A 13,019-nucleotide genomic window follows, 5' to 3' on the forward strand; every position below is an offset into this window, starting at 1 on the left:
TTCTACGATTTAACTATCCATCGTACATCATTCCAGAATCCAAAACTTTGCGCTATCTTTGCCCCTTAATAAGATGCTATGAAACAATTGTTATAGCGCAATTTGCATCCAAAAAAACACTTAAAATCGATTAGAGAACTGATATATTAAAATGAAGAAGATACGTAACTTTTGCATTATTGCACACATTGACCACGGTAAAAGTACACTGGCAGACCGATTATTGGGCGCTACTCAAACTGTTACAGCTCGTGAGGAAAAAGCACAATTGCTTGACAACATGGACTTGGAGCGCGAGCGCGGTATTACCATTAAAAGTCACGCCATACAAATGGAATATACTTATAAAGGTGAAGAATATATCTTAAACTTAATCGATACTCCGGGGCATGTTGACTTTTCATACGAAGTTTCAAGATCGATTGCTGCCTGCGAAGGTGCGCTTTTGATTGTTGATGCGGCACAAAGTATTCAGGCGCAGACTATTTCTAACTTGTATTTGGCTTTAGAAAATGATTTGGAAATTATTCCGGTTTTAAATAAAGTTGATTTACCAAGTGCTAATCCAGAAGAAGTAAGCGACGATATTATCGATTTATTAGGATGTAAATTAGAAGATATTATTCATGCTTCCGGAAAAACCGGTTTTGGTGTTGAAAATATTTTAGCAGCAATTATCGAAAAAATTCCTGCTCCAAAAGGAAATCCTGATGAACCATTACAAGCTTTGATTTTTGACTCGGTTTACAATCCGTTTCGTGGAATCGAAGTAATCTTTAGAGTTGTAAACGGTGAAATTAAAAAAGGTCAGAAAATTAAATTCATGGCTACGGACAATGAATATTTTGCTGATGAAATTGGAACTTTAAAATTAAATCAAGTTCCTAAAAGCGTAGTTTCTGCCGGAGATGTTGGTTATTTGATTTCTGGAATTAAGGAAGCGCGCGAAGTAAAAGTTGGTGATACAATTACGGATGCAAAAGTTCCGACTACGAATATGATTACTGGTTTTGAGGACGTAAAACCAATGGTATTTGCCGGAATTTATCCTGTTGATACTGAAGATTACGAAGATTTACGTTCTTCGATGGAGAAATTACAATTGAATGATGCTTCGTTAGTATTTACTCCTGAGAGTTCTGCAGCGTTAGGGTTTGGTTTCCGTTGTGGATTCTTAGGAATGCTTCACATGGAAATTATCCAGGAACGTTTAGAGCGTGAGTTCGATATGACTGTAATTACTACAGTTCCTAACGTTTCGTATTTGGCTTACACTAAAAAAGAGCCTGAAAAAGCATTAATTGTAAACAATCCTTCTGATTTGCCGGAACCTTCAAAACTGGACAGAGTTGAAGAGCCATATATTAAAGCTACAATTATTACAAAATCTGATTTTGTTGGAAACGTAATGAGTTTATGTATCGAAAAACGTGGTTTAATTACAAACCAAACGTATTTAACGACTGAAAGAGTTGAATTGAATTTTGACATGCCTTTGGCCGAAATTGTATTCGATTTTTACGATCGTTTAAAAACAGTTTCTAAAGGTTATGCTTCTTTTGATTACTCTCCTATCGGAATGAGAACTTCGAAATTAGTAAAACTTGACGTTCTTTTAAATGCTCAAACGGTTGATGCGCTTTCTGCATTGATTCACGAAGATAACGCATATAACATCGGTAAAAAAATGACCGAGAAATTACGTGAATTAATCCCAAGACAGCAATTCGACATTCCGATTCAGGCTGCAATTGGTGCTAAAATTATCGCTCGTGAAACGATAAAAGCACTTCGTAAAGACGTTACCGCAAAATGTTACGGTGGAGATATTTCGCGTAAGCGTAAACTTCTTGAAAAACAGAAAAAAGGTAAAAAACGTATGCGTCAGGTAGGAAACGTTGAGATTCCGCAAGAGGCGTTTATGGCTGTTTTGAAATTGAACGATTAGATTTTTTTTTATTTTTAGAAGAAAGAATAAAGAGAATAGAATATAGATTTAACCCGATGACTGACGTTATCGGGTTTTTGTTTTTTTTGGAGTTGTGGATTTTGATTGTGTAGATGTAAAGCTAATTATTTCTTTGTTGATCTACTGGATCTAGACGCACTGCTGTGCGTCTCTACGGATATACTTTGTGAAAAATATATTTCTACTACGTCTAATTTTCCCGTACAGAATTGTAGAGACGCACAGCAGTGCGTCTACGCAAAGTATGTCGACAACAGCAAAAACCAAAAGAAATAAAACATGGATTTACTGGACGTAGACGCACTGCTGTGCGCCTCTACGGATATACTTTGTAAAAATATATTTCTACTATGTCTATTTCCCCACACAAAATTGGGTAGAGACGCACAGCAGTGCGTCTACGCAAATTATATCGACAACAGCAAAAACCAAACGGAATAAAATATGGATTTACTGGACGTAGACGCACTGCTGTGCGTCTCTACAGATGTACATTATGAAATATTTCTAACCTGCCTATTTACGACACAGAATTGTAGAGACGCACAGCAGTGCGTCTACGCAAAGTATGTCGACAACAGCAAAAACCAAAGGGAATAAAATATGGATTTACTGGGCGTAGACGCACTACTGTGCGTCTCTACAGATATAAATTATGGATAATTTAACCAATTAATCTGTCCTAATTTGAGACAGGTTTTTTATTTCTTTAAACTCTGAACCTTTGTATCTTTGAACTTTGTAACTTTTCAAAAAACCTAAACCTCCAAAAAAATGCTCGACGAAAGCCCAAAACGATTTGACCGAATTGTTGCCATCCTGATTCAATTACAATCTAAAAAAATTGTAAAAGCTCAGGAATTGGCAGATCGTTTTGATTGCAGTCTGCGAACAATTTATCGGGATATTCGAACTCTTGAAGCTTCTGGCGTTCCTATTTACAGCGAAGCCGGAGTTGGTTATGCTTTGATGGAAGGTTACCGACTTCCGCCTGTAATGTTTACGCGCGAAGAAGTAAGCAGTTTTATCGCTGCTGAAAAACTGATGCAGAAATTTACTGATCCATCTTTAGGAAATCATTATGCATCGGCGATGTACAAATTGAAATCGGTTTTGCGAAGTACTGATAAAGATTGGGTTTCAAACATAGAATCACGAGTTGTAATGAGCACGGCGGAGCCAATGTTCAATAATAATTCACCTAATACTTTATCGCTGCTTTTTGAAGGTATTGCAGAGAAAAAGCAGATTTTACTTTTGTACAAAACGTTTGATGCTGATGAAACTACACAAAGAAACATAGAACCTGTGGGCGTTTTTCACGATAATAACAATTGGTATTTTTTAGGATATTGCCATTTGCGACAAGATTATCGTCAGTTTAGAACAGATAGAATTCAGGGTATTAAAAAAACAGATTGTGATTTTACAATCGAACACGATGCTTTAGAAACTTATTTAAATAAAACAGAAACTTGCCCAACAACAAAAGTCCGCATTTTAATTGAGAAGAAAATTGCAAGATATTTGTCAACCGAGAAAAAATATCACGGTTTTATTTCTGAAAAAGAAATCGACGACAAAATAGAAATGACGTTTATGTGCCGCGATATTGACAGTGGTTTTCCGCGTTGGTTTTTAATGTTTGGAGATCATGCTGAAATTCTTGAACCGCAAATTTTAAAAAAACGAACTTTAGAATTACTGGAAATTAACAGACAAAGACTTTTATAAAAAAACTCCCGAGAGATTATCTTTCGGGAGTTTTTTATTTTATTTCTGTTTTACAACATTATAAAAATTATAATCTGTATTTGAGGCGTCGGTAATTCCGATGTTTCGTCCCATTGTTACAATCTGGCCTCGGTGATAAGTGCCGTGATTAATAACCTGAATTAAATAATCGGCAATTGGCTGTTCGCATTCAAACCACGGATTAACGATTTTAACTTCTTTAACTAAATCTTCTTCTGACAATGAATTAATAAGATGTTTCAATTTTGTCGATGAATTTAATAAGCCTGCAAAGATTTCTTCTTTAGACAATTCGGTTTCCGGTTTCTTTTCTGACATGTCTTTTTCAGCAATAACAGAAAACCAATATTCTTCGGTAGACCAAATATGATCGAGTGTTTTTACAATTGTTGAAAAACTCGAAGGCACTTCTGCATACAGCAGTTCATCAGATTTCGGCGAAAGCCAATTTATAAATTGCTGATTTACCCATAGATTATAATCTGCATAATTGGTCATTATCTTTTTTAAACTCATAGCCATTAATTTTAGATTTATTCAATAAAGTTACAATTTTATCAGATTATCTTTCCCAAAAAAATGGCGGTTCGATATTTAAAGCTCTTAAATACACATAAGCCTGTCCACGGTGATGAACTTCATTATCAATAAAATATAAAATATTCTGAATAACAGGAAACTCATATTGTCCAAAAAGATTAAAGGTTTCGCTGAAATCTTCAATAGACAATTGTTCCCAATATTTATTGATTTCTGCTGTCGCTTCGTCCCATTTTTCAAGATACTGCGCTTTAAAAATCAATTTTTCTGCTCCTTCTGAGAACGGTGCGGTTTCTTTAGTTACAATTCCTTTCAAACCTGGAACCGCAATTGCTAAAAGTTCATCAACTAATTTTGCAAAAGGACGCATTCCGCCAATTGAAAATTCGAAGAAATCTTTCTCTGGAAAAATTTCAATTAAACGACGTGTAAGGGCACGGTGACCTTGCCAGTGTTTTAATAAATCTTCTGATGTAATTACTTGTGCTTCTAATGTTTTCATGATTTTAAAGTTTTTAAATTTCTATACATCAAAAGTAAAATGGGCTGGTGACAACAGTTTGTCAGCAGGAAAAAAAATAATTTAAAATATTTTTTTTCCTGCTGTTGAAACGCACGGTAGAGGTGCATTGTATAATTGTAGAGATGTATGGTAGAGACGCACAGCAGTGCGACTCCCGCAACGTAACCCCAATTTATTAAAAAAAATAAAAGTGATAAATTAGATATATGGAGCAAATTGTGGTTACTGGATCTTAGACGCACTGCTGTGTGTCTCTACAATACATTTGTACCAAATAAACATGCTAGAAAAAAACTTAGCGTCTTAGAATTTCAGTCCCGATAGCTATCGGGATAGCATCTTTAAAAAAAACCTTTGTACCTTTGCCCCTCACAAACTTTGGAACTCAGAAAAAATGATCGAAGATAAAAATCCGCAGCGTACCAGTTTAGCACAATTAGGCGAGTTTGGCTTAATTGACCACTTAACCCGAAATTTTGATGTTACTCAGGAATCTACTTTAAAAAGCATTGGCGATGATGCCGCAGTTCTTGATTTTGCGGCTAAAAAAGCCGTTATTTCTACAGATTTATTGATAGAAGGCGTACATTTTGATTTGGCTTATATGCCGTTGAAACATTTGGGTTATAAATCAGTTGTAGTAAACCTATCTGATATTTGCGCAATGAATGCGAAACCAACTCAAATTACGGTTTCTGTTGCGGTTTCTAATCGTTTTCCGTTAGAAGCATTAGAAGAATTGTTTGAAGGGATTACACACGCTGCAAAAGAATATAAAGTTGATGTTATTGGAGGTGATACAACCTCATCTCAAAAAGGATTAATTATCAGCATTACGGCAATTGGTGAAGCAGATGAAAATGAAATCGTTTACAGAAACGGTGCAAAACAAACTGATTTATTAGTTGTAACCGGAGATATTGGCGCTGCTTATATGGGATTACAGGTTTTGGAACGTGAAAAACAGGTTTTTCAGGTAAATCCAAACAGTCAGCCAGATTTAGATCCTTATACGTATTTGGTCGAAAGACAGTTAAAACCAGAAGCAAGAACTGATGTTCGCACACTTTTGCATGCTCTTGAAATTAAACCGACTTCAATGATTGATATTTCTGACGGATTATCTTCAGAGATTATTCATTTGTGCAAACAGTCAAAAGTGGGTTGTAATTTATATGAAGATAAACTGCCGTTAGATCCGCAGTTTATTTCGACTTGTGAAGAATTTAATATCGACAGCACAACGGTTGCTATTAATGGCGGAGAAGATTATGAACTTCTTTTTACTATTGATATTAATGATTTTGATAAAATTAAAGGGAATCCAAACTTTTCAATAATTGGACATATGGCCGATGAAAGTGAAGGCGTTCATTTAGTAACTCGTGCCAATACTAAAATTGCTTTAAAAGCTCGCGGCTGGGATGCTTTGAGTGAATAAATGATTCTTTAAATTTTCAATAAAAAAATTCCAAATTCCAACATGATTATCAGTTTTGGAATTTGGAATTTTTTATTTGGAATTTCATTCTAAAAAAGCCCTTTGCTTTTTGCTTCTTTTACTAAATCATCATCAGAGCCGGATCGTATTTTAAGGAGTTCTTTAAGGCTTGTTCTGCGTTTCTCGATTTCGGTTATCGAAATAGGAATGTATTGCGGCATTTCCTCAACTTCGGTTCCTTTTGATAAGTGAAATAAAATTTGTTTATCAAACTCATCAATTTCTATTGAATTGTGCGGTGATTGATTGAGCATTTTTACGACAGACTGACTGTAATATTTTTCGCTTTTCATTACTTTATCAAATGCAAAAAGCAATTCATCAAAAGTCAGATCGTTTTTAATAATTAATCCGTTTGGGTTAATTGTTCTTATGATTGTTTTGATTTTGAGCAGTTCTGTGTACATTGTCAATAAAACAATTTTGCAGTACGGCATCTTCTTTAAAATCAATTTTGCCAGGTCTTCACCAGAAAAAAGGTTTTTTTCTTCATAAGCCGGCATACTGATATCTAAAAAAGCGATTTCAAACTGCGGCGTATTTTCGTCTTCTAATAATTCATAAGCCGATCTACAGTCGTGCGCCTGCGCAATTATAAAATCATATTCTTTTGGGTTATACCGTGTTATTGCATTTTTATACCCTTCGATGATAAAAGGGTGATCATCAACAATTAAAATGTTAGGCTGAATTAATTCCGAATTTGGGTCTTTGAAATTAAGTGTCATTTGTCTGTAGGTTTATTTTTTGATCAATTGGAACTTTGACAACTAAGAGTGTTCCTTCTCCTTTAGCAGATTTTATGGCAACGGTGCCTTTACATTCTGCCGCTCGATATTCAATATTATGCAATCCAATTCCATTTTTGGTGCGTTTGGTATTAAATCCAACTCCGTTATCCATAATTGACAAAACCAAATGATCAATTTCGCTTTTAAATTCCACCTTAATTGTATCTGCTTTTGCGTATTTATTGCAATTTTGAAGTGCTTCCTGAACAATCCGATATAAATTGATTTTTACCATATTGTTTACAAGCTCCCATTTTATATGGGAATCAAAAGATGTTACCAGTTTTGAAGGATATGTATTCTTTTGATTTTCAAATAGCTTTTTTAATATTACGACAAAGTTATTTATTAATTCAGATTTTTCTCTATTTAGGTCATGCGAAATTTCCCTAATATCTTCTTCAATATGTTTTAGCTCTGCCAAATATTTTTTTCGTTTCGCGGCCGCTTGTTCTTCATCCATTTTATCTAAACTATCCAAGCTTATTCGAATACCAAACATTCGGCCTAAAACGCCGTCGTGTAATTCCTGTGCTACTTTTTTCTTTTCTCTTATTCGGGTCGATTCAATTTCATTTTGCTGCGAAATCATTAGATTATAAACATCTTCATTTGCAATTTGCTGCTGTTGTTTAAAAAGTAATTCCCGGTTTTTTGCCTGCTGTGTTTTGTAAACATAAAAAAACAAACCTATTAAAGTACAAATACTAAAAACATAAACCAGCGTTTTATTCTTCTCCTGCAAACTTGAGTTCTGATCTTTTATTTCATTCGTTTCGTATTCTATACGGGAGAATTTTTCTCCCATTTTACGTTCTGCTTTCAGCATTTTATCATTAAGCTGAATATATTCTTTAGAATATTTAGAGGCATTTTTAGGATCAACAATAGCTGTTTGTTTAAGCGCTTCTAAAGTGTTTATTAATTTACTGTTTGTTCGTGATAATGTTAAGGCTTGTTTTGATAATTGCAATGCTTTAAAAGTATCTTTTTTAAAAGCAAAATACTCTGACAAATGTATTTTACTCGAAACTACTCCGGATGTAAGTCCAAGACTGTCCCGGATTTTTAAAGATTCATAAAACAAATCAGGTAATTTATTTGATTCTTTTAGTTTGAATTTAGCATAACCCAGATTATCAAGCAAAATTGCATATAAACTTGCTCTGTCTTCAAATAGTTTATCTTCTTTTAAACCTCTTTCAAAAAAAACTTTTGCCTGTTTGTAGTTCCCCATTTTCAGATATATAAAACCTACATTATTTAATGAAGCGGCTTTATACTGAAATATGGAGGATATTGATTTGTCTTCTAAAGTTTTTAAGGCTTTATTTTGAAACTCTAAGGCTTTTGAATATTCTTCTCTTTCATTGTATAATATGCCCAGCAAATTATAGCTTTCATAATAAAGGTCATTTGCTTTCTGCAGTTTCTTTAAACTGCCCAAAGCTTTAAAAACGGCAATTTCGCTTTCGAAAAAATCACCTTCGTTATATTGCAGGCTTGCTTTATTTAAAAATGTTTTTGCCAGATTATACTGGTCATTTAATTTTAGATAAAGTTTTTCTGCTTTAAAATAATGCATAAAAGCACTGTCTGAAACAGATTGTGATGCATAATAATCTCCCAGATAAGTATAGGCTTTTGCCATATGCAATGAATCTTTAGACTTTTGTGTTCGGTCTAAAATCAGTTTGGTGATCTTTAAATAATCTTTCCAATCGCTCATATTGTAGTAACGATTAGCAACTTTAAACAGATTTACTTTATTAAGCGAATCATCTTTTTGATTTAAAATTATATGTAACGCTCTTTGATTGTAATTCTGTTTAATATCTAAAGGAAGATTATTTTCATTTGCTAATGAAAGATAGGTAGAAAGGCTATCTACTAAAGAAATTGTATTTTTATCTAATTCTTTTTTCTGGTTACAAGCCATAAAAACAAAGAATAGAAGTAATAGTATTTTACAATTTTTTTTCAATTGCGATTTTGTGTTTTCATCAAAAATACTAAAACTATTCACACAAAAAAAAAGCTGCCAAAAAATTGGCAGCTTCAATGCTTATTTAAAATGTAGTTAGTCTACTTTTTTATCTGTTCCGATAGATTGATTAACACTCGAAAAACCTAGTTGTTTGTTTACTGCATGAAAATCTTGTTTCTTTTGACCTCCTGTTGCTCCTCCGTCAATTGTTGGTATTCTTAATTTTTCATTTGAAACGATATTTGGGTTTGCAAATGAAGTTGCTACTGCTACTAAAGAAAATAATCCGAATGTTAAAGCTGTCTTTTTCATAACTCTTAATGTGTTTAATTTGATTTTTGTATTTGGGGTTTTTGATTGCTTTTGTGAGCGAATCATGGTGTAAAACTAACACCATAACCCAAAAAAATCTATATGAAAAAATAGCTTCGTGGTAGAACGTACCCAATTGATAGTCAATGGATACCAAATTTATGTAACCAGCTAATTACTAGATCTCTAGATAATTACCTTTTGAGAAATCAGCAATAATTAAATCGACGTTTGCTTTGTAGGTTTTTGAAAAAGGAATCTTTTTCGTAGAGTTTTTTATATAACAAACTGAGTTTCCGTTATGAATTCTTGCAATGTAGTTGCGATTAATAATATAACTGTTGTGAATTCGAATAAACGGATAGGTTAACACCTGTTCAAAATGTTTCAGCGTTTTGAAAGCAGTTACCATATCACCCGAATTTAAATAGATATCGGTTGAATTATTATCGGCTTGAAAATAACAAATATCGTCTGCGTTAATATAACGATGATCACCGTACGATTTAATGCAGATTACAAGTGGTTTATAAAACTCTTGATTTGTATTTTGATCTGGAATTGCTACAGGAATGTTTTCTGCCTTTAAAACAGGTATTTCATTGGCAATATTAATATCAGGTTTGGTTTCTATAGATCGTGACTCTTTGGGCTCTAAAAACATCCTTTCGAACTTTAAAAGCGTTTTTAGTAAATCTATATGGGTTAAAGGTTTTATGATGTAATCAAAAACGTTGTATTGAATGGCTTCAAAAGCCAAATCTTTTTTAGTTGTGGTTACAATGATTTTTGGGATAATTGATAAATACCGGTATAATTCGCCAATAAATGAAAGTGATAAATGACTTAGTGAATCTTGGGGATCAATTTCTAGAAACACAAAGTAAGGACGATGTTCTAAAACCAAATTAAGTCCCTGACGGTAATTCGTAGCTGAAGCAATAAAAGTTAATTCTGAAAAACCTTCTGCAACGATTCTGGTTTTCAAAACACTTTCAGCGTCATTGTCAACAATAATATACGAATACTTCTTCAACTTTAACTTTTATTGATTTTCATAACTTCCTGACAGCGTTTCCTCAATGCTTAAAAAAATGTTTTGAGGTATAGAAAATGCCCAATTAAATTTAAGCATTTCAATTATCCAAACATTCTATTGTTGATAGATTAATCGATTATGTTAATACATAAAGATGAAATGCTAAAAAACTCGTCGAAACGCAGGATTTAAAATTAAAAAAATCCCAAACTCCACAGAGGAATTTGGGATATTTATATCATGTTAATTAAAAAATTACATTTTCATCAACCAGTTTTTCATCGAAACTTCGTTTTCAATAATACCTCTTAATTCAGATATCTTAACGCGATCTTGTTTCATTGTATCTCTATGACGAATTGTTACTGTTTCGTCTTCAAGAGTTTGATGATCTACTGTAATACAAAATGGTGTTCCTAATGCATCTTGTCTTCTGTAACGACGGCCTACTGCATCTTTTTCATCATACGCCACATTGAAATCCCATTTTAAATCTTCGATGATTTTTTTAGAAACTTCCGGTAAACCATCTTTTTTAACTAAAGGCAATACCGCTGCTTTTGTAGGTGCTAAAACTGCTGGCAATTTTAGTACTGTTCTTGTTGAACCATCCTCTAAAGTTTCTTCTTGCAACGATGTTGCAAAAACTGCCAAGAACATACGATCAAGACCTACAGACGTTTCTACTACGTATGGCACGTAGTTTTCGTTTAGTTCAGGATCAAAATACTGAAGCTTTCTTCCTGAATATTGTTCGTGCGCTTTTAAGTCAAAATCGGTACGAGAGTGAATACCTTCAAGTTCTTTGAAACCAAAAGGGAAATTAAACTCAATATCTGCAGCTGCATTTGCGTAATGCGCTAATTTTTCGTGATCGTGAAAACGGTAATTCTCTTTCCCTAATCCTAAAGATAAATGCCAGTTTAAACGAGTTTGTTTCCAATGCTCATACCATTGCATTTCTTCTCCCGGACGTACAAAAAACTGCATTTCCATTTGTTCGAATTCACGCATACGGAAAATGAATTGTCTTGCAACGATTTCATTTCTAAACGCTTTACCTGTTTGAGCAATTCCAAAAGGAACTTTCATACGGCCTGATTTCTGAACATTTAAAAAGTTCACAAAAATACCCTGCGCTGTTTCCGGACGTAAATATAAATCCATTGCAGACTCTGCAGAAGCTCCAAGTTTAGTTCCGAACATTAAGTTGAATTGCTTAACGTCTGTCCAGTTTCTTGAACCAGTTTCAGGATCAGCAATTTCAAGCTCTTCGATTAAAGCTTTTACATCTTCAAGATCTCCATTTCCTAAAGAACGTCCTAAACGCTCTCTAATTTCTTTTTCTTTTGCTAAATATTCAACTACTCTGGCATTTGTAGTTACAAATTCCTGTTCGTTGAATGCATCACCAAAACGAGCTTTTGCTTTGTCAATTTCTTTTTGCGCTTTTTGGTGAATTTTTTCAGCAAAATCTTCCACTAAAACGTCAGCTCTATATCTTTTTTTAGAATCTTTATTATCAATTAACGGATCATTGAAGGCATCAACGTGGCCTGAAGCTTTCCAGGTTGTTGGATGCATTAATATTGCAGCATCAAGGCCCACAATATTTTCATTCATCTGAACCATTGATTTCCACCAATATTCACGGATATTCTTTTTTAATTCGACTCCATTTTGTGCATAATCATATACTGCACTCAATCCATCGTAAACTTCGCTTGACGGAAAAATAAATCCGTACTCTTTTGCGTGCGAAACCACATTCTTAAATAAATCTTCTTGTTTTGCCATAGTAATGCAAAAATATAAAAAGTACTTATAAAAAAAAGAAAAATAAAAAAGATTGAAGTTTAAATTTGGTTAGTTTTGTAACTAAATTCTTTCTATTTGTGTTTAATTTTATAATTGATCTCTTTTTCCCTAAAGTTTGCTCTGGCTGTCGTGCCGTTTTAATGACAAACGAAACCGTTTTATGCACGAATTGTCGTCATGAACTGCCTCTAACTCAATATTATTTAGATTCAAATAATGAAGCCGTCAAAAAGTTTTATGGTAAAATAGAAACCGAACACGTTTCTGCCTTTATTTATTTCATTAAAAAAGGAATTGTTCAGGAACTCATTCACAACCTGAAATATAAAGGCCACGAAGAAATTGGAACCGTTTTAGGAAATTGGTATGTAGAGGATTTAAAAGAACTGAAACTTGATACGCCATTTGATGCAGTAATTCCCGTTCCCTTGCATCCGCGAAAATTTAAGGAGCGCGGTTACAATCAGGTTACCACTTTTGGAAAGGCTTTAGCCGAAGGTTTGAAAATTCCGTATAACGGCTCGATTTTATATCGAAAGAAATATTCTAAAACACAATCAAAAAAGAATCTCTTGGGAAGATCTGAAAACATCGAAAATATCTTTGATGCAATTTCAACCGAAGAAAATCATAATAAACATTTTTTAATTGTTGATGATGTACTTACAACCGGAGCAACACTCGAAGCTTGTTCAAGGGCATTATTAAAAATTCCGGGAACAAAAATCAGTATTGTTTGTATGGCGATGGCGAACTCTTAAAAAAGGAAATTCCAAATAAATAA

Annotated in this window: 11 protein-coding genes; 4 read left to right on the top strand and 7 right to left on the bottom strand. The window is 33.6% G+C overall.

Annotation, left to right across the window (positions count from 1 at the left end; genetic code table 11):
• Nucleotides 1–151: 151 nt before the first annotated feature.
• Nucleotides 152–1,948 (top strand): translation elongation factor 4, encoded by a 1,797-nt coding sequence (lepA, locus tag FLAPXU55_RS00620; RefSeq protein ID WP_053473429.1) that lies wholly within the window; start codon nt 152–154, stop codon nt 1,946–1,948.
• Between the two features lie 795 nt (nt 1,949–2,743).
• Nucleotides 2,744–3,703 carry a helix-turn-helix transcriptional regulator gene (locus FLAPXU55_RS00625; RefSeq protein WP_180856005.1) on the top strand — a complete coding sequence of 320 codons (960 nt, stop codon included), beginning with the start codon at nt 2,744–2,746 and terminating at the stop codon, nt 3,701–3,703.
• Between the two features lie 39 nt (nt 3,704–3,742).
• On the opposite strand, the gene FLAPXU55_RS00630 is transcribed toward FLAPXU55_RS00625, so the two are convergent.
• Together FLAPXU55_RS00630 and FLAPXU55_RS00635 are read right to left on the bottom strand one after the other, a co-directional pair.
• Nucleotides 3,743–4,240 carry a DinB family protein gene (locus FLAPXU55_RS00630; RefSeq protein WP_053473455.1) on the bottom strand — a complete coding sequence of 166 codons (498 nt, stop codon included), beginning with the start codon at nt 4,238–4,240 and terminating at the stop codon, nt 3,743–3,745.
• 46 nt (nt 4,241–4,286) lie between these two features.
• Complete coding sequence (locus FLAPXU55_RS00635) at nt 4,287–4,766, bottom strand: DinB family protein (protein WP_053473431.1); 480 nt, start codon at nt 4,764–4,766, stop codon at nt 4,287–4,289.
• Between the two features lie 415 nt (nt 4,767–5,181).
• Between FLAPXU55_RS00635 and thiL the strand changes: the two genes are divergently transcribed.
• Nucleotides 5,182–6,228, top strand: a complete 1,047-nt coding sequence (gene thiL / locus FLAPXU55_RS00640; protein ID WP_180856006.1) for a thiamine-phosphate kinase — start codon at nt 5,182–5,184, stop codon at nt 6,226–6,228.
• Between the two features lie 89 nt (nt 6,229–6,317).
• On the opposite strand, the gene FLAPXU55_RS00645 is transcribed toward thiL, so the two are convergent.
• The 5 genes from FLAPXU55_RS00645 to FLAPXU55_RS00665 form a co-directional block, all read right to left on the bottom strand.
• Nucleotides 6,318–7,016 (bottom strand): response regulator, encoded by a 699-nt coding sequence (locus tag FLAPXU55_RS00645; RefSeq protein WP_180856008.1) that lies wholly within the window; start codon nt 7,014–7,016, stop codon nt 6,318–6,320.
• Nucleotides 7,006–9,018 (bottom strand): ATP-binding protein, encoded by a 2,013-nt coding sequence (locus FLAPXU55_RS00650; RefSeq protein ID WP_053473434.1) that lies wholly within the window; start codon nt 9,016–9,018, stop codon nt 7,006–7,008. Before FLAPXU55_RS00650 ends, FLAPXU55_RS00645 begins: the two co-directional genes overlap by 11 nt.
• A 141-nt stretch (nt 9,019–9,159) precedes the next feature.
• The gene (locus FLAPXU55_RS00655; RefSeq protein WP_123924579.1) at nt 9,160–9,378 is read right to left on the bottom strand and encodes a hypothetical protein; all 219 of its coding nucleotides are present in this window, start codon (nt 9,376–9,378) and stop codon (nt 9,160–9,162) included.
• Nucleotides 9,379–9,556: 178 nt separating this feature from the next.
• A complete protein-coding gene (locus FLAPXU55_RS00660) occupies nt 9,557–10,414 on the bottom strand; it encodes a LytR/AlgR family response regulator transcription factor (protein WP_180856010.1) in 858 nt (285 codons plus the stop codon).
• A gap of 258 nt (nt 10,415–10,672) precedes the next feature.
• Nucleotides 10,673–12,214, bottom strand: a complete 1,542-nt coding sequence (locus FLAPXU55_RS00665) for a glycine--tRNA ligase (protein WP_180856012.1) — start codon at nt 12,212–12,214, stop codon at nt 10,673–10,675.
• 161 nt (nt 12,215–12,375) lie between these two features.
• On the opposite strand from FLAPXU55_RS00665, the gene FLAPXU55_RS00670 reads away from it, so the two are divergent.
• Nucleotides 12,376–12,996 carry a ComF family protein gene (locus FLAPXU55_RS00670; RefSeq protein ID WP_053473438.1) on the top strand — a complete coding sequence of 207 codons (621 nt, stop codon included), beginning with the start codon at nt 12,376–12,378 and terminating at the stop codon, nt 12,994–12,996.
• Nucleotides 12,997–13,019: the final 23 nt, after the last annotated feature.

Source organism: Flavobacterium panici, from assembly GCF_903819335.1.
Taxonomy (GTDB): domain Bacteria; phylum Bacteroidota; class Bacteroidia; order Flavobacteriales; family Flavobacteriaceae; genus Flavobacterium; species Flavobacterium panici.

Coding starts and splice junctions, on each gene's coding strand:
- FLAPXU55_RS00635 (WP_053473431.1), bottom strand. CDS start 4,766: ATGAAAACATTAGAAGCACAAGTAATTACATCAGAAGATTTATTAAAA.
- FLAPXU55_RS00625 (WP_180856005.1), top strand. CDS start 2,744: ATGCTCGACGAAAGCCCAAAACGATTTGACCGAATTGTTGCCATCCTG.
- thiL (WP_180856006.1), top strand. CDS start 5,182: ATGATCGAAGATAAAAATCCGCAGCGTACCAGTTTAGCACAATTAGGC.
- FLAPXU55_RS00670 (WP_053473438.1), top strand. CDS start 12,376: ATGACAAACGAAACCGTTTTATGCACGAATTGTCGTCATGAACTGCCT.
- FLAPXU55_RS00650 (WP_053473434.1), bottom strand. CDS start 9,018: ATGGCTTGTAACCAGAAAAAAGAATTAGATAAAAATACAATTTCTTTA.
- lepA (WP_053473429.1), top strand. CDS start 152: ATGAAGAAGATACGTAACTTTTGCATTATTGCACACATTGACCACGGT.
- FLAPXU55_RS00630 (WP_053473455.1), bottom strand. CDS start 4,240: ATGAGTTTAAAAAAGATAATGACCAATTATGCAGATTATAATCTATGG.
- FLAPXU55_RS00655 (WP_123924579.1), bottom strand. CDS start 9,378: ATGAAAAAGACAGCTTTAACATTCGGATTATTTTCTTTAGTAGCAGTA.
- FLAPXU55_RS00665 (WP_180856012.1), bottom strand. CDS start 12,214: ATGGCAAAACAAGAAGATTTATTTAAGAATGTGGTTTCGCACGCAAAA.
- FLAPXU55_RS00645 (WP_180856008.1), bottom strand. CDS start 7,016: ATGACACTTAATTTCAAAGACCCAAATTCGGAATTAATTCAGCCTAAC.